Annotated in this window: 20 protein-coding genes and 3 pseudogenes; 20 read left to right on the top strand and 3 right to left on the bottom strand. The window is 48.7% G+C overall.

What is annotated here, in order from left to right:
• Positions 1 to 120 precede the first annotated feature (120 nt).
• The 8 genes and pseudogenes from metG (at position 121) to SSCH_RS00155 (ending at position 6,507) form a co-directional block, all read left to right on the top strand.
• Positions 121 to 1,419 carry a methionine--tRNA ligase subunit beta gene (gene metG, locus SSCH_RS20585; RefSeq protein ID WP_052835139.1) on the top strand — a complete coding sequence of 433 codons (1,299 nt, stop codon included), beginning with the start codon at positions 121 to 123 and terminating at the stop codon, positions 1,417 to 1,419.
• Positions 1,420 to 1,593: 174 nt separating this feature from the next.
• A pseudogene (locus tag SSCH_RS21530) lies at positions 1,594 to 1,755 on the top strand (TatD family hydrolase); the annotation flags it as partial.
• A gap of 35 nt (positions 1,756 to 1,790) precedes the next feature.
• On the top strand, positions 1,791 to 2,375 hold the full coding sequence (locus SSCH_RS00175) for a TatD family hydrolase (protein ID WP_198142024.1): 585 nt from the start codon (positions 1,791 to 1,793) through the stop codon (positions 2,373 to 2,375).
• A gap of 301 nt (positions 2,376 to 2,676) precedes the next feature.
• Positions 2,677 to 3,663: a 3D domain-containing protein gene (locus SSCH_RS15890; protein ID WP_052835138.1), complete on the top strand. Its 987-nt coding sequence runs from the start codon at positions 2,677 to 2,679 to the stop codon at positions 3,661 to 3,663.
• Between the two features lie 417 nt (positions 3,664 to 4,080).
• Positions 4,081 to 4,911, top strand: a pseudogene (locus SSCH_RS19700) (ubiquitin-like domain-containing protein); the annotation flags it as partial.
• Positions 4,880 to 5,020 (top strand): 3D domain-containing protein, encoded by a 141-nt coding sequence (locus SSCH_RS19695; RefSeq protein ID WP_332306873.1) that lies wholly within the window; start codon positions 4,880 to 4,882, stop codon positions 5,018 to 5,020. The pseudogene SSCH_RS19700 and the gene SSCH_RS19695, both read left to right, overlap by 32 nt.
• Positions 5,021 to 5,158: 138 nt before the next feature.
• Positions 5,159 to 6,070, top strand: a complete 912-nt coding sequence (gene rsmA, locus SSCH_RS00160) for a 16S rRNA (adenine(1518)-N(6)/adenine(1519)-N(6))-dimethyltransferase RsmA (protein WP_044663697.1) — start codon at positions 5,159 to 5,161, stop codon at positions 6,068 to 6,070.
• Positions 6,067 to 6,507 (top strand): ribonuclease H-like YkuK family protein, encoded by a 441-nt coding sequence (locus tag SSCH_RS00155; protein WP_332306872.1) that lies wholly within the window; start codon positions 6,067 to 6,069, stop codon positions 6,505 to 6,507. The genes rsmA and SSCH_RS00155 overlap by 4 nt, the downstream gene beginning before the upstream one ends.
• A 4-nt stretch (positions 6,508 to 6,511) precedes the next feature.
• On the opposite strand, the gene splB is transcribed toward SSCH_RS00155, so the two are convergent.
• Positions 6,512 to 7,522 carry a spore photoproduct lyase gene (splB, locus tag SSCH_RS00150; RefSeq protein ID WP_044663695.1) on the bottom strand — a complete coding sequence of 337 codons (1,011 nt, stop codon included), beginning with the start codon at positions 7,520 to 7,522 and terminating at the stop codon, positions 6,512 to 6,514.
• A gap of 36 nt (positions 7,523 to 7,558) precedes the next feature.
• On the bottom strand, positions 7,559 to 7,939 hold the full coding sequence (locus tag SSCH_RS00145) for a DUF1284 domain-containing protein (RefSeq protein WP_044663694.1): 381 nt from the start codon (positions 7,937 to 7,939) through the stop codon (positions 7,559 to 7,561).
• A 342-nt stretch (positions 7,940 to 8,281) separates the two neighbouring features.
• On the opposite strand from SSCH_RS00145, the gene SSCH_RS20580 reads away from it, so the two are divergent.
• The 6 genes and pseudogenes from SSCH_RS20580 (at position 8,282) to SSCH_RS00120 (ending at position 11,056) form a co-directional block, all read left to right on the top strand.
• Complete coding sequence (locus SSCH_RS20580; protein ID WP_044663693.1) at positions 8,282 to 8,641, top strand: sporulation peptidase YabG; 360 nt, start codon at positions 8,282 to 8,284, stop codon at positions 8,639 to 8,641.
• Between the two features lie 11 nt (positions 8,642 to 8,652).
• Positions 8,653 to 9,170 (top strand): annotated as a pseudogene (locus SSCH_RS21525) (sporulation peptidase YabG).
• A gap of 197 nt (positions 9,171 to 9,367) precedes the next feature.
• A complete protein-coding gene (locus tag SSCH_RS00130) occupies positions 9,368 to 9,610 on the top strand; it encodes a Veg family protein (RefSeq protein WP_232294106.1) in 243 nt (80 codons plus the stop codon).
• Between the two features lie 72 nt (positions 9,611 to 9,682).
• Positions 9,683 to 9,826, top strand: a complete 144-nt coding sequence (locus SSCH_RS17880; protein WP_156971991.1) for a hypothetical protein — start codon at positions 9,683 to 9,685, stop codon at positions 9,824 to 9,826.
• A gap of 52 nt (positions 9,827 to 9,878) precedes the next feature.
• Positions 9,879 to 10,118 (top strand): hypothetical protein, encoded by a 240-nt coding sequence (locus SSCH_RS00125; protein ID WP_044663692.1) that lies wholly within the window; start codon positions 9,879 to 9,881, stop codon positions 10,116 to 10,118.
• 170 nt (positions 10,119 to 10,288) lie between these two features.
• Entirely contained in the window at positions 10,289 to 11,056 is a 768-nt protein-coding gene (locus SSCH_RS00120; protein WP_044663691.1) for a hypothetical protein, read from the top strand.
• Between the two features lie 106 nt (positions 11,057 to 11,162).
• On the opposite strand, the gene SSCH_RS00115 is transcribed toward SSCH_RS00120, so the two are convergent.
• On the bottom strand, positions 11,163 to 11,405 hold the full coding sequence (locus SSCH_RS00115; protein WP_044663690.1) for a hypothetical protein: 243 nt from the start codon (positions 11,403 to 11,405) through the stop codon (positions 11,163 to 11,165).
• A gap of 219 nt (positions 11,406 to 11,624) precedes the next feature.
• Between SSCH_RS00115 and SSCH_RS00110 the strand changes: the two genes are divergently transcribed.
• The 6 genes from SSCH_RS00110 to SSCH_RS00085 all read left to right on the top strand — a co-directional run bounded on the left by SSCH_RS00110 (position 11,625) and on the right by SSCH_RS00085 (position 17,164).
• Positions 11,625 to 12,629: a chymotrypsin family serine protease gene (locus SSCH_RS00110; RefSeq protein ID WP_044663689.1), complete on the top strand. Its 1,005-nt coding sequence runs from the start codon at positions 11,625 to 11,627 to the stop codon at positions 12,627 to 12,629.
• On the top strand, positions 12,626 to 13,504 hold the full coding sequence (locus SSCH_RS00105; protein ID WP_044663688.1) for a patatin-like phospholipase family protein: 879 nt from the start codon (positions 12,626 to 12,628) through the stop codon (positions 13,502 to 13,504). The genes SSCH_RS00110 and SSCH_RS00105 overlap by 4 nt, the downstream gene beginning before the upstream one ends.
• 281 nt (positions 13,505 to 13,785) lie before the next feature.
• On the top strand, positions 13,786 to 14,145 hold the full coding sequence (locus SSCH_RS00100; protein ID WP_044663687.1) for a hypothetical protein: 360 nt from the start codon (positions 13,786 to 13,788) through the stop codon (positions 14,143 to 14,145).
• A 1,407-nt stretch (positions 14,146 to 15,552) separates the two neighbouring features.
• Complete coding sequence (locus SSCH_RS00095) at positions 15,553 to 15,852, top strand: hypothetical protein (RefSeq protein ID WP_044663686.1); 300 nt, start codon at positions 15,553 to 15,555, stop codon at positions 15,850 to 15,852.
• Positions 15,849 to 16,145 carry a YbaB/EbfC family nucleoid-associated protein gene (locus SSCH_RS00090; protein ID WP_084710795.1) on the top strand — a complete coding sequence of 99 codons (297 nt, stop codon included), beginning with the start codon at positions 15,849 to 15,851 and terminating at the stop codon, positions 16,143 to 16,145. Before SSCH_RS00095 ends, SSCH_RS00090 begins: the two co-directional genes overlap by 4 nt.
• 620 nt (positions 16,146 to 16,765) lie before the next feature.
• Entirely contained in the window at positions 16,766 to 17,164 is a 399-nt protein-coding gene (locus tag SSCH_RS00085) for a hypothetical protein (protein WP_044663684.1), read from the top strand.
• The last annotated feature ends 258 nt before the right edge of the window (positions 17,165 to 17,422 follow it).

Genomic DNA, 17,422 nt, shown 5'->3' with positions numbered 1-17,422 from the left:
GCGCATAATCATTGTAGAAAACCCGACTTTATCCAGCCTGCTTCTCGCCGGCATGAAATGGTTAACTTCAAGTCAAAAGCGGATTGGTAGGATCTCTGTGTATCCAGGGACAACCTTCCAATGGGGGGTCCCTGTCCCCTTTGCACCGGGGCATGTGTCTATGTCTGGTTTGATGCACTTGTCAATTACCTGTCAGCTTTAGGATGGCAGGATGGGGATCCGCGCTTTGAACATTACTGGCCGCATACAGTACACCTGATGGCCAAGGATATCGTTCGCTTTCATTCGGTGATCTGGCCGATTGTGTTGATGGCTGCGGATATCCCTCTGCCGCGCACTATCTTCGGACATGGTTGGCTGCTCTTAGAGGGAGGAAAGATGTCCAAGTCCAAGGGGAATGTGGTGGATCCCCTGGTTTTGATCGACCGCTATGGTGTTGATGCGGTGCGCTACTACCTCCTGCGGGAGCTTCCCAATGGCGGTGACAGCTACTACAGTGAAGATGACCTGATCAACAGGATCAACACCGACCTGGCCAATGACCTGGGGAATTTAATCAGCCGCACCCTGGGAATGGTCCAAAAGTATCAGGGCGGTTTTATAGCTGCTGCGGGTATCCCTCAGGGGCCCGACAGTGATCTGATAAACTGTGCCATGCAGGTAAAGGATGAGCTGGAAGAGCAGTTGGAGCACCTGGATTTCAGCAATGCGCTGACCGCTATCTGGAAGCTGGTGCGTCGTGCCAACCGCTATGTTGATGAAACAACCCCCTGGAACCTGGTGCGCGACCCTGGCAAAAAGGAGCGGCTGCAGACTGTACTCTATAACTTGAGTGAAGCGGTGCGCCTTTTGACAATCTGGTGCTCACCCTTTATGCCGGTTTTCCCTGAGCGTGTCTTTGAGCAGTTCGGGATTGCCGGCAGGCTGGATCTGCAGACCTGGGAGAGCACAGGTAAGTGGGGTCTGCTCCCTGCGAACCTGCAGGTCGAAACCGGACCCGGGGTTTTCCCTCGTATCCAGGTAGAAGAGGATAAAGAAAAGCTTTCAGTAAAGCCTCAAGAAGAAAAGCCGCAGAAGCAGAGGAAGCCGCAAAAGCCCCAGATTACCATAGATGACTTTGACAGGGTCGACCTGAGGGTCGCTCTGGTGAAAAATGTGGAGAAGATCAAAGGGGCTGACCGCCTTTTGAAGGTGGAACTGGACCTGGGCTCGGAAACCAGGACAGTTGTGGCTGGCATCGCCCAGCACTACACCCCCGACTCTCTGGTCGGAAAGCGAGTCGTTATTGTTGCCAACCTGGCTCCGGTTAAACTGCGCGGTGTCACTTCCTCCGGCATGATCCTGGCAGCAAGTGAGGGTGATGACCTGGGAGTGCTCACTGTGGAACGGGAGATTCCCCCAGGGGCCACGGTCAAATAAGTGATGTAATGGCGGTGACAGTCACCTTTGCAAGGGACTGGATTTTTAGTTCGCCCGGCGTGTGCTTTGTCTCGAATCTCTGGTTTATATCAGAGGTTCATTCACTAGAGGAACTGAATACCGCTTTTTTTATCAGGTAATTAACTGACCAAGGTGTCCACTTATATTGAGAGGATGGGAGCGATGACCAAGGCCGGTATAATTGATACTCATGCCCACCTGGATGACAATAAATTTCGAAAGGATCTTCAAGCTGTTCGGGCGAGGGCGTTAGAGGCGGGAGTGACCAGGATTATCTCTGTGGGAAGCGATTTTACTTCCTCCCGTCACGCCTGTGCCTGGCTGATGAGCATGCGGAGATCTATGCTGCAGTGGGGGTGCACCCCCATGATGCAGTCACGGTTGTGCCGCGCACCCTGGAGGGGCTGCGACTTTTGGCTTCCAACAGCAGGGTGGTGGCCTGGGGAGAGATCGGACTCGACTATCATTATAATTTTTCTCCCCGGGACAGCCAGCTGGATGTCTTTAGAAAACAGCTGGAGATCGCAGGGGAATTAAACCTGCCGGTGATCATCCACGATCGGGAGGCTCACCGGGAGGTGCTCTCAGTCTTAAAGGATTTTCTCGGGTTGACAGGAGTGGTTATCCACTGCTTTTCCGGGGATCTTCAGATTGCAGAGGAATGTGTGAACAGGGGATATTACCTGGGGATCGGCGGCACACTTACCTTCCCGAAAAACAAGGATCTCAAGAGTGTAGTCCAAAGAGTTCCCTTAGAACACATAGTTCTGGAAACAGACTGCCCCTATCTGGCCCCACAGCCCTGGCGCGGAAAACGCAATGAGCCTGCATTCCTCACCGCAGTCTTGGAAGAGATAGCTCATCTCAAAGGCCTTTCCCAGGACAAAGTGGCCCAGGCCACAACCGCCAATGCAGAAAAGCTCTTCGGCCTATGAGACGCGGGGACGGTTCTCGCGTCTCACATAAACCAGAGGGTCGGTTCTTCTGACCCAAATAACAGGTGGATCAAGGGGATGGCAGACTGTGTAAAAACCATTGCGCCCTTTTCCATCCCCCCACTTACGATCAAATTCCGGTTGTTTTTAGGGATAAGGAACACCAATTACCCGCTATTTCAGTTATGACCCCCACTTCTGAAGTAAATTACTCAATTACTCAAGCCTGACCCCACTGTTTAAAAACTCTTGCATGGGAAATAATGGTCACAAAACCGCTTTTTTGTAGGGGGAGGGTAATGTGACCAAACAGGAATTATTAGATCTAAGTGCTATGGAGAAGAGAGGGCACAACAGGAGGAACTGGGGTGCCTTGAAGGTAGGGGTTTTTATTGCTCTGCTGGTTTTCTTTCTTCAGATCAGCGGGGCACTGACCAGGCCAATGGATGCGTGCGCTGCTATGTGGCAGGACTTTTTCGTCAGGCCCGCCGGGTCTGAGGAGCATAAATCTGTCCGGTATAATGTGGGCTACAGTAAGGGAGAGGGGATTATCGTTCAAAAACTGGAGGATACTCCTATTAAGGTACAGGTGGATGGGAGATCAGTAATCGCGCGGGCAACCCTGCCGCGCTTGGAGAACATCCTGCAGGATGCAGGTGTAGAACTGGGGGAAAAGGACCGCGCTGAGGCAAAGATCGTTACAAAATCCGGAAAAATTCCGGAGATTGAGGTAATCAGGGTCTGCACCCGGGTTGTCACAGAGGAGGAGGCCATTCCTTTTGCGGTGCAAAGGGTGGCTGATCAGAGTCTGGCTGATGGCGCTACCCGGATTAAACAGGCCGGGCAGGAAGGTATCAGGTTGAAGAAGTTCGAGGTTACCACAGAAAACGGTGAAGTTGTCCAGCAAAAGGATTTGGGCAGTGAGGTCATTCGTGAACCTGTGCCAGAGGTGATTGCCTTTGGGGGAAAAAACAGAAGTCAGGGGCGGCAGGTGGCTTCCCGCGGTGTCTCTTTGCAGGGTAGCCGCGTCATAGAGATGACCGCTACAGCATATACGCATACAGGTGATGCTACAGCTTCAGGTGTGATGCCCTATGTGGGCGGAGTTGCGGTTGATCCCAAAGTGATTCCGCTGGGTACCAACCTTTTTGTTGAAGGGTACGGTTATGCCAGGGCAGTAGATACAGGTGGGCTGATCAAAGGCAACCGCATCGATGTCTTCCTGGAAACCTCAAAGGAATGTTATAATTGGGGCAGGCGAAAGGTCAAGGTATATGTTTTGGAATAAAAAATAAATTTACGGCTCCGGATTTTCCCGGGGCCTTTTTTTTTATGAAAAAGCGCATTGTTTCCGCAAATACCATCGTAAATGGGAATAGTGGGCTTCCTACTCATCTTATCCTTCTGAGTTTCACTAGAACTGTTAATATAGCCCTCAGGGTCTTTCCTCCGGTCAATAATAACCAGCCGCCGATCATCACAACTAGAAATTTATCTGTGCTTTCTGGCAAATAACTGGTAAAGAAAAAAGGATTTTTCATTTTGATGTGTAATATAATAACTACTGTTTTTCTACTGCCAACTGCGTCACGCATCAGAAGATGTCAGGCATAATATGGGAAAGGACAGTAAGAGGTGAACAGGATGAAAGAGAAGGAACACGAAAAAAAAAGGATGGAGAAGGTCTCGCCCTTTTTATATCTCGATGATAGCTTTAGCAATCGCTTTGACCGGTGTTTTGGGCTGGGCAACCATATCACTTGCCCGGCACGAGGTGAAGATTCAGGTTGACGGGAAGGAACTGCACCATAAAACATTTAAACGCACAGTTGGGGATGTCCTGACAGAGGCAGGTGTTCAGGTGAAAACCATCGACAGGGTGACCCCTGATGCCGACGAGAAGGTGACAGATGGGATGAAGGTATTAGTGGAGCGTGCCTTTCCGGTGTATCTGGTTGCTGACGGCAGCATTGATACCATTTACACGACAAAAACATCTGTCAAAGATGTGATTGAACTCGCTTCTCTCAGCCTGGGGGAAAAGGACAGGGTAAATCCTTCACTTGATTCTATTGTAGAGCCTGACTGTGAGATTCGGGTGACTCGGGTTGTCGAAGATACTATCACAGAGCAGTTCTCAATCCCTGCAGCCAGTGAGAGAAAAGCCGATTCCTCTCTGGTGAAAGGACAGCAGCGTGTGGTTCGTGAGGGTACTCCTGGAGAGGGGGAGCGTCAGATTCAGGTGGTTTATGAGGATGGAAAGGAAGTTGCCAGGAAAACCATCCAGGAGCAGGTAGTAAGGGCTCCTGTGAGCAGGATTGTTGCTTATGGCACTACTTCTTCGATCTCCCGCGGGGGTAATGTGATCCGTTTCCGGAAATCACTACAGATGAGGGCTACTGCCTATGGCCCCAGTACCGGGAGTTACACGGCAACAGGACACAAGGTTGCAAGGGGGATGATTGCTGTTGATCCACGGGTGATCCCTTTAGGGACTCGCCTGTATGTGGATGGTTATGGGTATGGAAGAGCACTCGATGTGGGGGGTGGCCATCAAAGGCAACCGGATCGATGTTTTTCTCCCTTCAGAGGCAGAGTGCCGCAGGTGGGGTGTTCGCACTGTTAAGGTTTATATATTGGAATGATTGGAAACCTTATTATATCGCTGTTAACCCGGACTGAGGTATCCGGGTTTTTTTATGTCGGAAAAAGAATAAGCAACTGTCATTTATTTGGTGTGCTGATCTGTTTATAGTATAATAAAAACAATCGGAGGCAGGGGAATGGCTGATATTGCATCTCCAACAGCTTTAAAGTCACTTTTAAGGAACTACGGTCTTACACCGAAAAAAGGGCTGGGGCAGCACTTTCTTTGGCAGACTCAGGTAGTAGAACGCATTGCTTCTGCGGCTGAGCTTACCAAAAATGATGTTGTGCTGGAAATCGGCCCCGGACTGGGAATCTTGACTGCAGCACTGGCGCGCCGGGCGGGTTTGGTTATTGCTGTGGAAATTGACCGCGCTCTCTTTCCCCTGCTGGAGGAAATCCTCTGCGATTACGATAATGTTCGGTTAGTGGAGGGGGATGCCCGTAAGGTTGATTTTGGGGGCTTATTGAAGGATTATGCTTCCGCGTTCACAGGTCCCTGTAAGGTGGTGGGGAACCTCCCTTACTATATTACCAGTCCTTTGATCATGCGTTTGCTGTATGGGGAGTTCCGTAAGGAACTCTTAGTTTTTATGGTGCAGAAGGAGGTCGCGAAGCGCATTGCCGCCTGCCCCGGAGGGAAGGAGTATGGGTCACTGTCAGTTGCTGTACAGTACCTGGCAGATCCCGAATTCCTCTTTCAGGTACCGCCGCATGCCTTTTGTCCGCCTCCTGATGTGGCATCAGCTGTCATCAAATTGACCTCGCGGCAGCAGCCTGCAGTAAGTGTCAAGGATGAGGAAATCTTTTTTAAGGTGGTGCGTGCTGCTTTCCGCTACCGCCGCAAAATGCTTCGCAATGCTCTCCGGGAGGCAGATCTCTGGGACCCGGAAGGAGATAATATCTTTGAATGGGCTGGGATAATTCCGGAACGCCGAGGGGAAACTCTTGATCTTGTAGAATTTTCCCGTTTGGCAGATGCGCTGGCGTACTCACAGGAAAGGAAGGAAGAACAATGCACTTCATTAGTCCAACCAAAGGAACAATGAGTTGGGATGAGGTTGTCGATGATCTCCTGGTTTATGTAGTAGAGGAACCGGAATTCACCTACAAAATCATCATTGGAACAGATTCTCAGGTACGGGAGGAGACGCATTTTGTTACTGCTGTGGTAGTGCACAGGGTAGGTAAGGGAGCGCGCTATTACTACAAACGCAGGGTCTATGATAACATCAAGAGCCTGCGGCAGCGGATCTTTATGGAGGCTGCTACCAGCCTGGAGACTGCCAGTAAGCTGGCCCAAGATTTGGCGGAAAAAGGGCACACCGAACTGAACCTGGAGATTCACCTGGACATCGGGCAAAACGGACAGACCAAGGAAATGATACGCGACATCGTGGGTATGATTACCGGAAGCGGTTTCGATGCTAAGATCAAGCCGTACTCCTGTGGCGCATCTACTGTTGCGGACAAGTATACGAAGTGAGTGGTTAGACGAAGTAATCGATCTTGGCAAGGGGGAATCTTCTGGCCATCTCTTTCCGAAAGAAGGCTTCGACCTCTGCCTTCATCTCTTTAGGATAGACATACTTCCCGTACCCAAACTGTCCCCATTTAAAGGTTCTGCTCTCTTCCACCATAGGAAGTTTTGTTTCCGGGAAAAGCTCCAGGATCACCTTTTTCGCCCGTGCGGTGAAACGGTGGGTGATCAGTTCGAAGGTGAGATCCGCGTGTTTGGCAAAGGGCTGCAGTTTCTCCAGCAGGGCTGTATAATCCTGCTTCCAGTCACCTTCTGCAAAGATGGGTGCAATCATTAATCCCAACGGATATCCTGCAGCAGCAACCTTTTCCGCTGCCTGGAGGCGTGCCTCCAGCCGTGGGGTGGCGCATTCATATTCTGCAATCGCCTGGGGAGTATTGATGGAGAAACGGAAGCGGGTTTTATTCCGGTGTTCCAGTGCTAACAGTGGATCAACATCGGTGAACTTGGTAACAAAGCGGAAGCGGGCATTTTCCTGGTCTGCAAAGAATGTGATGGCCTTTGCCAGGGCGCCGGAGTAGGCCTCCACTGAGAGGGGATCCGCGGTAGCCGCCCCTTCGAAAATGGTGGTTTCCGGCAGGCGTTCACTGATATATTTTTCTGCTTTTTCTAAGATCTCATCCTGGTTGACATAGATCCTGATATAAGGATTGCGCCCCAGGTTTGTATGCAGGTAGCAGTATTCGCAGGAGCCGGGGCAGCCGGTGGCCAGGGGCAGCTGGTAGTGTGCAGATGGGCGGCAGGTGGCGAATTCTTTGCTTTTTCTCAACCCTACCACAAGGGTGCGTTTCGCCCGAAAAAATTTTTCCCGAACACTTTTACCAGGAATGCCTGTCACACGGTTGTGAGATGTAGTAAACCTCACCTCGACCCCTTTTTTTTGAAAGTAGCTGTACAGCTCCTTCCCCAGGGAGTAGGAGAGTGCGTCTTTCTCAAAGAAAACCCTTTCCGGCTGGAACACAGCTGTACCATCCTTTTTAGGTTTAGTATAACCTGATCATTGTTCTCGGATGCGGTTGCATAGATCGAACCAATCACAGTCTGCACAGAACGAGTCAAACCAGCTTTTTGGGGCTGATAGCACTTTTTTGCGGAGGTCGGACCAGGAAACATGGTCACCGGTGTTTACTGCAAGGAAGTCCAATGCTAGTTTGTCCAGCTTCTGAATCTCTTCATCTGCTTCATCCTTGTGCCCACAATGCTCACCCTTCAGATAGGGACAAGCCTTACAGATATCATCCGCACCGGAGATTACTTCAACCTTTTCCCCTTCCTCTGCATGCCTAACCACTTTCCACAGGTGTTCCACATAATCAGGTGAGTACCCTTCACCCCGATAAAAGTGAAGGCAGACCAAATGGTGTCCTCTCAGTTTCATTTTGTTAGATCACGCTCCTTTCAGACAACCTTTGCGAATGTGACAGGGGGACGGCCCTTTTGTATACTATACCGATGCCGCCGATTTTTCAATAGAGTCCAAGTTGCCGACATCCAAGACGCCCTGTAGTACAATCCCCTGCCCCGCTTATTCTCCGATATCCGACCTCCGGTTTGTGGGCGGTGTTTGGCCACCTGGGAAGTTCAACCTGTCTATACAGATTCGGCTATTTGCTGACAGTTACCGGAAGGCGAAATCTGTATAGACAGGTATATACAGATTTGGCTATTTGATGACAGTCACCCGTGGGGTTTGGGCTGCATAAGATGTGACAGGAAATAGATGGAAAGGGGGGTGATGGTGATCAAAGAGATTAAACCAGGGGATGTTGTTGCGCGCAGCTCCTACAGTGGAGATATCCTCTTCCGTGTGGAGAAAGTAGTTAAAGATAAGCACCAACAGTCTGCCTTACTGCGGGGAATGTTTGTGCGTTTATATGCCAGTGCCCCTTTGCATGATCTAGAGAAAAAAAATGACAATGAGGTTGTTCAAGTGAAGAGCGACTTTCTCAGAAAAAAGCAGAGCTATATTAGAAGGGCGCTGAAAAGACAGTCACGCACCCGCAAGATTCCTATCAATACAGGTAGCAGGAGCAGCAGCGTAATTTTTTTGAACCGTTGCCGGGCAAGGTGCTGCATCTAGAAGGTGATCGTATGTACTGTGACCGCTGTTTGAAAACTTATTTGCGGTTGGCGGTTCCCTGCCAGGTTGTACATATTCCTGAATGGGAGCAGCCTGATGCCGTTGTCAAATATCTAAAAGAGAACCGCCCAGATATCCTTGTTCTTACCGGTCATGATGCTGTCAAAAAGGGGGTACAGGATTACCTAAATATGGATTATTATCGCAACTCCAAACACTTTATAGATGCGGTTGCACGTGCCCGGGAATTCGAGGCAAATAAGGATGACTTGATTATCGTTGCCGGGGGCTGTCAGTCCCATTTTGAGGCATTGATCGATGCCGGAGCAAATTTCGCCAGCGCCCGGGGCGCATTATGATCGATGTGCTCGATCCCGTGTTTATTGCAGAGAGGTTGGCCTACGCATCTATTTATGAAAAGATTTCACTCCTGGATATTTTGGAGCAGGCGGAAATGGGTATCGAGGGGATAGGGGGGGTCCAAACCAGGGGGAAGATGAGACTCGGATTGCCACGTCCCCAGTATTAAAAAACCCAGCAAAAGTAAAATTCAAAAGCAGTACCCTTTATTCACTTGTTCCGCACGGTGACTGTCACCGGTTACAGTGATCACGTCCCCAGTATTAAAAATCCCAACACGGTGACTATCACCAATTACACAATATTAAAAAACCCAGCAAAAGTAAAATAATGATTGACTGCCAGGTGCTGTGCTGATATAATATTGTGAAGTATTTTTTAGATGTAAAAAATGAGAAGGTGATGCTCATGGCTACCAAAGAAGTGCTTGCAGAGATCAAGCAGGACCTGGAGACCTTTGTGGGGACAAGAGTGAAGCTTAAGTCTTTCAAGGGCAGAAACAGGGTCGTTGAGCGAGAGGGAGTCCTGGAACGCACCTATCCCAACATTTTTGTCATAAAGCTTGACGAAAAAAAGAACCCAGCGGCGTATTTCATTCAGCTATACTGATGTGCTTACAGAAAGTGTGGAATTGACTGTCTGTCGCGACGGTGGAGAAATAAAAATAGCAGCAGCCCGGGGATGACCGGGCAGTATTATAAACAATACCAACCCTTCGGGAATTATCCCGGAGGGTTTTTTCTTGCGGAAAGACAGGTAGCGCGGCTGTTGCCGGTGATAGCTGTTACTTTCGGAGAAGCACCCTTTGACAGCAGATACATATAATATCCGGCAGAGGAAATATCAGGGGGTTCTAATTACAGTGAGGAGGGGTCCAATGGAAATAAACGAACAGTATCAAGCCTATCCGGATCCAGAACCCAAAGAAGAGCAGAAAAGCAAACAGTCCGGGTCAAGCCGGGATAGGGATATGATGGGCAGCTCTGCAAAAAACCTGCTTTCAGCTGAAGTTGAAGTTGTAAAGGATGACAAAATACAGATCAGCGAGTTTGTTGTGCCGAAAAGCGAAGGTGCTGTATCGTCGACTCTCAATGATAACTCCGGAGGCGGCGGGTGAGGCAGGCCGAAAAACGGCAGGCTGCCATAAGGTAAATCATGGGGATTATTCTAAAGAACAGTAACATTTTGTCAGCAGCGCAATATAATATTAGTAAAATATGGGAACCAAGAACGGCTGTGATAGCCAGAGACGGAACCCGATGTAATCAAAATAGGGAGGTATGATCTATGAGTGACTGCAAGGATTGCAATCCAGATATTCAGGTACAGGAAGGGGAAGCCTTAGTTAGTCAAGAAGTTCAGGGGGACTGCGCGGTGTGCGCTGCTGTATTGACCTCTTCCAACAGGGCCAGATGGGGGATTACCAGACCGGTAGCAGATTTAGTCTGTGAATGTCATATGATCTGTGTCCAGGATGTGCTCTTGATCTGCGCCAGAGACAACCAGACCGTGGATATTCCGGTATGTGTGTGTGATGGCACACCATCTTGCCGCGGTACTGTTGTAGGTCCCTTTGTGCCTATCAGCTGTGAGGCATTTGTAACCTGTGCCAGCGAAGAACTGCAGGATGATTGTGCTGGAGTTGACATCAGGATTGGTTTCCAGGCCATCGTCAGGTGTGACACCACATTTGTGGTTTGTCAGACAGAGGTTACCCGAAAATGCAATTTCTTCGATTTCTTCACCTTTCCCGGTGGTGCAGGTTTTCCCAATACAGCCGCAGGCAGGAGGGAGTTCCAGGAGATCATCAGAAAAATAGATGGCTCCTGCCTGGATATTGAAATTCAAAGCTGTGAGATTATCGATACAGTAAATCCCAGAGTAAGAATCACTTTTAAATTTGTCGATAAGCTGTGGAAACATGAAAACCTGCTGGTATCCGCCATCCGGCCTTACGGTGGGAGATTGGCCAGGGATCGGGATATTGTTGTGAAAAGGGAATTCGGCCCTCCCCAGAGGATTCCCGAGTGTAACGGTAATACTAGCGATTCATAAAAAACTAACAGGGAAAATAAAAAGGGGCCAACCGCATATGGTTTGCCCTTTTTTTATTGTAAATCGTTGGTGGTGTTGCTGTATAAAAGACTGGTATCAAGTGTGCTTATTCATCTATGATTTCGGTTTCAGCGTCAAAGAGTTTATATCGGAATAAGTTTTCTATGCGCTCAAGCCTCTGTTCAATTGCTTTGAGGCAGGAGTTTATGTCCTTTAAGAGCTGGTTTCTTTCCTTTTCCTTCATATCTTCAACAACATTCCACAACCGCTGCTGACTGAACTTGGTTTGCCTCTTGATAATGGGGGCGGACTCCTCCGGGGAAAATTTGCGCGGTTCTTCTTTTTTCATTGATTAAACACCTTCCTTCCACAATTTTATGGCATCATACCCCAATCACTCCCTGCAATCTCCAAAAATCTAACATTATGCTCAAGATGAGGGGTGAGTTCAGGGGCTAACTTTATGCATCTGACCTCTATTTTATGCAGAATGGTTGTTAGTGGTTAGTGACACCAAATGACCTTTCCCCTGAATATACTAGATTGACAAAAACAAGGGGGGAGGAAGATGCGGAAACTGCTGCGTTCTTTAGGGGTAGCCAAAAAACGCTATACTGAGCTGCCCAATGTCATCGGGATGGGAATCGGGTACAAAAAGCGAGGCCGGCAGGATACGGACGAGCCGGCTGTCATATTTTTTGTGGAGAAGAAAGTGCCTGCAGAGGCTTTGGGGGTAGATGAATGTATCCCCCGGCGAGTTGGGCGTCACTGCACAGATGTGATTGAAGTGGGCGAGGTGCGCTTCCTGGGGAGGATGGATAGGCAGCGCCCCGCGGCTCCTGGTTCCAGCATCGGGCATTTTAAGGTGACTGCCGGTACCTTCGGTGCTGTAGTGCGTGACCGCGAAACCGGTGAACTGCTGATTTTATCTAATAATCATGTTCTGGCCAACGCCTCTGACGGTGTGGATAGGAGAGCAGGGAAGGGAGATCCGGTTTACCAACCTGGGGTCTATGATGGTGGATCGGAAAAGGATCTCATCGGCCACCTGGAACGGTTTATTCCTATTCAAAGGTTCAGCAGGAGTGCAGACTGCAGAATGGCAGTGATGGGTGTCCGGGCTGCCAATGCCGTGATTCACGCCTTCCGTCCACATTACCGGATGCGTCTAGAAAAGCTGGGAGCGACGAATATGGTTGACTGTGCTCTTGCCCGCCCGGTGGACCCCAAGGATATTACTCCAGAGATCATCGAATTCGGCAAGGTGAACGGGATTATAGATGCGGAGCCTGGCATGACGGTTAAAAAAAGCGGGCGCACCTCCGGAATTACAGAAGGGAAGGTCACAGCCGTTCATGTTACTTTAAATGTAAGCATGGGCCACAGCGATGATGTGGTGAGGTTCCAGGACCAGATAATGACAGAGATGAAGTCATTGGCCGGAGACAGCGGTTCCATAGTGCTGGATCAGGAAAATCAAGCTGTAGGGCTGCTTTTTGCCGGTTCTAATGAGTTCACTGTCCTCAACCCCATTCAGGCAGTCCTGGATAAGCTAGGTGTTGATTTGGTATGAGGCGAAAGCGGCTGGGTGTTGCCCTGGGGGGTGGGGGGATCCTGGGGGTGGCACACATCGGTGTGCTGGAGGTTCTGGAGGAAAATGAGATTGTTCCGGATGTGGTTACCGGCACCAGCGCCGGAAGCATTGTCGGGGCACTTTATGCCGCCGGGGTTAACCTGTCTGTTCTGCGTGAACTGTCTCAAAACCTGAACAAAGGGGATATTTTTGCCTGGAACTTCAATCCCCACTCCTTCATACAGTTTTTATTGAGTAATCTGCGGGATATGGCCAGTTTGCTGGATGCCATACCCAGGGCACTGTTCAGCGGGAAAAAAATCGGGCAGTTGGTAGAAAAAACAACAAAGAAAAACTGTTTCAGCGAAATAGCCATGCCCTTCGGTGTGGTAGCAGTTGACCTGATCACAGGGAAAAAAGTGGTGTTTTCCAACATCTCTTCGCTGCCACAGCTGCCGGAAACGGTTTTTTTTCAAAAAGCGCCCCTGGGAGCGGCGGTTCAGGCCAGTTGCGCCATTCCCGGGGTTTTTGAACCGGTTCCCTATCAAGGGACACTCCTTGCAGATGGGGGACTCTTGGAGATGGTACCCGCGCCCTTAGCACGGCTATTGGGCTCTCGTAAAGTTATAGGGGTGAGCTTGAAACAGAAAGGGAGTGTACAGGAACCGCAGTCCTTGATCCAGGTGGTCCAGCGGGGAATCAACATCATGAACCTGCAGGGCACCCGCTTTGATCTCGATTCTGCAGATCTCGTTATTGAGCCCCTGGCACTTGATGCTGAATTGGATGATTTTGGTCGGGTTACAGAACTGTTAGAGCGCGGGCGCCGAGCTGCCGAGATGGCCCTCCCGGACATAAAAAGACTGCTGTATTAGAGGAACACTTCCGGCGTAAAGCCATATTATGGACAGAGAAGCCTAATTGGCTTTTTCCCAAAAATTGAGCCGGATTGGCGTTGGAAAGGAGGCAGTTAAATATGGGACGCTGCGGAAAAGGGGGCTTTTTTAGCTGTTTTTGGATAATCCTCTTCCTAATTTTGATCTTGTTATGTATTGATCCTTGATAATTGTTTTAGTGCGGATGCAGGTCAGTTATTGCGGTTCTACTCAGCAACTGCTTTATAACTGCCTTAACAAAATGATAAAAGGGGGGATTTATGGTGGCCGGCGTTTCCTATGATGAAAATGCACTTTTATTTGTCCAAAGTCTCCGACCATACTTGGGTCCTCATGGTAATGGGTGCCTTATAGCCCTGGAAAGCTTACTGGAGTTACTCCACAGTGAGCCGGCCAAAAAAACGCTGGACTCTTTACGAATCTTAGGGCCAGGGGAGGGCTTTAAGGCATTAACAATGCCTGATATATCTCAAAAAGAATCCAAACCGGCAACTCTCTTTTTGTTGCAAGCCCTGTTGTTCTTGGCGGATGCTCCAATGGCAAAGATGTTGTTCGGTGTGCAATCAGAAGAAAAATCAGAAGACAAAATAGAAGCGGAACAAGCCTGGGATCTACCGTGAAAATAGAGGTCGGATGCCAAATTGGCGGTTAGTGGTTAGTGGTTAGTCGTCAGAATAAAATGCCTTACCCGAAAGATTACTGATGGTACTTGCCATCAGGCGGCATGGGTGTCTACTTGAGGATTAAGTAAATTAGGTGACAATTGCGTTAGCAGCTACATATTATGGGATGGGGATACCAGAGAAGTAACAATTCTTCCCTGGCGCTATTTTCCCACAGATTACAAGTCATATGCATAAAGGAGGGTTTGCCTTGGCAGAAGTAGAAGAAAGAGGTTTTGGTTTTGGTAAGGGTTTTTTTGGTGGCAGTTGGGTGTTTATTCTGTTCCTGATTTTGATTCTGCTGTTTTTCGGTGATGGCTAAACAGATCAAGGGTATCTGGAGGGATCCGGGTACCCTTTTGTTTGTCCGGCATCTTGCTTTCCCACTGGTTTAACCAGTGGGAAAGCAATAGTAGGGGCTTGACTTGCTGGCAATAAGAAATAACAGTGTGCCAATCAGTGGGGTTGAAAAATCCCCGAGCTGGTGTAACACTTTTCCTAAAGCAACATATTATGGTGTAGAAAAGCTCAAACGGGCTGGTTCCGATGGGATGAGACCCGTATCTGAGATAGGAGGGGTAATATGGAGTCTAAGGGCTTTGGCTTTGGCAAGGGCTGTTTTGGTGGCAGTTGGGCGTTTATTCTCTTCCTGGTTCTGATCTTGCTTTTCTTCGGGGACGGCTAGAATCAGTACACCCATGCCACTATGTGGCAATACCATCAGAGGCTGAAAACATCGGTTGAATCGGTTATAGAGTTGCTGTGTAAACTTCCGACATCAGACCTCTGGCGTCAGACATCTAAGACAGATGAAATCTTTAATGGTGAGGAGGGATATTGATGGAATCCAAACAATTTGGCTTTGGCAAGGGGTTTTTCGGTGGTAGTTGGGCTCTTATTCTCTTTCTGATTCTTATCCTGCTCTTTTTCGGTGATCCATAAAAAAGCAAAAGTGATTGTGGGATATGCGAGTCTTCAATGGTGAGGAGGGATATTGATGGAAGCCAAACAATTTGGTTGCGGCGGTTTTGGCAGCTGGGCGTTTATTCTGTTCCTGATTCTGATTCTGCTATTCTTCGGTGATCCATAAACAACAACACGCTCTGATGCTCTACAAGGTGCCCCGGTATTTGTCAACAATACCAGGGCACCAATCCACAAATCCAACCAGCAACGAGGGGAAAGGATAAATGGCACAAGCAAAAGGCAAAAGCCTTTTTTGGCAATTTCGAACTGATTCTTTTCTTGATACTGATTCTACTTTTTTCGGTGATCCTTAAATCCGGGTTTGCTGTGGAGGCCACACCGTAAATGCGGAGTGGCCTCTTATTCATTAAGGATAAAAGATAAAGGAGGGTGAGGCAGATGGCAGTTGTTTTATATGATGAAGATGCAGTGCAGGTTTTAAAAAGTTTTCGTCCATACTTGGGACCCCAGGGTGAAAAGGTGGCGGATCTTCTCGATGAATTTTTAAAGCTGCTTTCCAGCGAACCCGCACAAAATTATATTATTACTTTACAAAACTCCCTAAATGGGGATTCCCGGCGGTTTTTTGGTGACGGGGAAAAAAAGAAAGCCAATCCTTTTACACTATTCTTGATCTTAATTTTACTCCTTCTTTCAGATTTTGCAGGCAGCCCGGACGGAAAAGGGAGGAAAGTATGATGCCAGTCCCTGAAGCATCCAGCATCACACAGAACTTAATAAAAATGATTCTCAAAAAAATGGAAAAACAGATGGAAGGCAAAAAGGTAGAGGGTATCAGCGGAAATGGTGCTGTAAGGATCCTGATCAGCGGTAAATTTCAGGTGCTAGGAGTCAAGATCAACCCGCGTTTGGCGCGTAATGTTCCTCAACTGGAGGAACTGGTAGGTGTTGCTGTGGAGGATGCTCTACAAAAGGGGAGCGATCTCATCAAATCTGAAGCGCAGAAACTCCTGGGAGGAAGTGTGGATTAGTGGTTGGCAAATTAGTGGTTGGTGGTTAGTCGTTGGAAAAAGGATTGACCTGGTATCTGAAAGGGTTACGCAATCCAGGCTGGAGAACCATGACTGGCGAGATTAGTGGTTGGAAAATTAGTGGTTGGTGGTTGGAATAATTATCTAAAGCAATCGTAAAGATCGCCGGGTTGTGTGTGCCCTTTAGTAACACAAGGCAGTTCCTGAACACTTCAGACTTCAGACTTCCGACTTCTGGTCTCAGGCTTCCGTTTTTCGGGTTGGTGGTTGGTCGTTGGAATAAGAAATGCCTTATCCGAAAGAGGTCACACTGTGTGGATCAAGAGAACCGTCAGACTGTGTAAAAACCATTGCGCCCTTTTCCGTCCCCCCACTTACGATCAAATTCCGGTTGTTTTTAGGGATAAGGAACACCAATTACCCGCTATTTCAGTTATGACCCCCACTTCTGACCGCTGAACTGGTGATTTTGGGAGTTATCACACAGTCTGCCGTCCCTGTGATCCCCATTTAGGGGGGCCTGGTGGTCTTCCAAAAAGAGTAACTCGGCTGGTCAGTAACCTGTAAGTGATTGGTGAATACAATGAAGGGAATGCATTTTAGTGAAGGAGGATGGTGTTTTGAGTCAGGAGGAAGATTTGGGAAACCGGGATGTGAGTATTTTTTCTTTGATGGCCCAGACGCTGCAGAACCTGGATGGAAAAGAGGCGGATCTCCCAGGAACCATTACTGTTTTATCTCTGTTTACCTTAATGAGCATTATGAACCTGGCACAGGAACAGGTGGGCACAGGAACAGGGGCTGTGGGGAAGGATGTTATGGGAATGCTTACCGGTATGCTGTCTCAGGGGCAAAAACCGGGGCCTGAGATGTTGACGAGTTTGCTCCAAAAATCCGGGAAAAAGGTAAATCCACAGATGCTTACTACCTTGCTTTCTCTTGCTGGGGAAGCAACAGAGAAGGAAGAAAAACCTGATCGTCCTGAACGGCGCCCGGGAAAGGATTTTAGCGGAAAATAAATGTCGGATGCCGGATGTGGTTGCTGAATGTCGGAGGCCAAATTAGTGGTTGGTGGTTGGTCGTTGGAAAAAAGCTGCCTGATCCAAAAGAAGTCGAAGGTTTTTAAAGATTACCTTGTGCTGGTATCATAACATTACATGACTTCAGCCTCTGTTTTCATCCTCTGCCGGCGCATGGCTGGGCGGCATGGATGTCTATCCCGATCGGGCAGAAGGCCATTCAGAGCGGGTGCTGAGCTTGGGGGTTCATTTTAGCGT

Source organism: Syntrophaceticus schinkii (assembly GCF_000946815.1).
Taxonomy (GTDB): Bacteria; Bacillota; DSM-12270; order Thermacetogeniales; family Thermacetogeniaceae; genus Syntrophaceticus; species Syntrophaceticus schinkii.
The sequence above is the reverse complement of the archived record's forward strand: the minus strand, read 5'-3'. Positions and strand labels throughout refer to the sequence as shown.

Bases quoted from the DNA above. Each gene is read 5' to 3' on its own strand.
- SSCH_RS00095 (WP_044663686.1), top strand. From the start codon at position 15,553: ATGGCAGTTGTTTTATATGATGAAGATGCAGTGCAGGTTTTAAAAAGT.
- SSCH_RS00115 (WP_044663690.1), bottom strand. From the start codon at position 11,405: ATGAAAAAAGAAGAACCGCGCAAATTTTCCCCGGAGGAGTCCGCCCCC.
- SSCH_RS00145 (WP_044663694.1), bottom strand. From the start codon at position 7,939: ATGAAACTGAGAGGACACCATTTGGTCTGCCTTCACTTTTATCGGGGT.
- SSCH_RS17880 (WP_156971991.1), top strand. From the start codon at position 9,683: ATGACCGGGCAGTATTATAAACAATACCAACCCTTCGGGAATTATCCC.
- SSCH_RS00125 (WP_044663692.1), top strand. From the start codon at position 9,879: ATGGAAATAAACGAACAGTATCAAGCCTATCCGGATCCAGAACCCAAA.
- SSCH_RS00155 (WP_332306872.1), top strand. From the start codon at position 6,067: ATGAGTTGGGATGAGGTTGTCGATGATCTCCTGGTTTATGTAGTAGAG.
- SSCH_RS00090 (WP_084710795.1), top strand. From the start codon at position 15,849: ATGATGCCAGTCCCTGAAGCATCCAGCATCACACAGAACTTAATAAAA.
- SSCH_RS00100 (WP_044663687.1), top strand. From the start codon at position 13,786: ATGGTGGCCGGCGTTTCCTATGATGAAAATGCACTTTTATTTGTCCAA.
- SSCH_RS00110 (WP_044663689.1), top strand. From the start codon at position 11,625: ATGCGGAAACTGCTGCGTTCTTTAGGGGTAGCCAAAAAACGCTATACT.
- SSCH_RS19695 (WP_332306873.1), top strand. From the start codon at position 4,880: ATGTGGATGGTTATGGGTATGGAAGAGCACTCGATGTGGGGGGTGGCC.
- rsmA (WP_044663697.1), top strand. From the start codon at position 5,159: ATGGCTGATATTGCATCTCCAACAGCTTTAAAGTCACTTTTAAGGAAC.
- SSCH_RS00120 (WP_044663691.1), top strand. From the start codon at position 10,289: ATGAGTGACTGCAAGGATTGCAATCCAGATATTCAGGTACAGGAAGGG.
- SSCH_RS00105 (WP_044663688.1), top strand. From the start codon at position 12,626: ATGAGGCGAAAGCGGCTGGGTGTTGCCCTGGGGGGTGGGGGGATCCTG.
- metG (WP_052835139.1), top strand. From the start codon at position 121: ATGGGGGGTCCCTGTCCCCTTTGCACCGGGGCATGTGTCTATGTCTGG.
- SSCH_RS20580 (WP_044663693.1), top strand. From the start codon at position 8,282: ATGGAAAGGGGGGTGATGGTGATCAAAGAGATTAAACCAGGGGATGTT.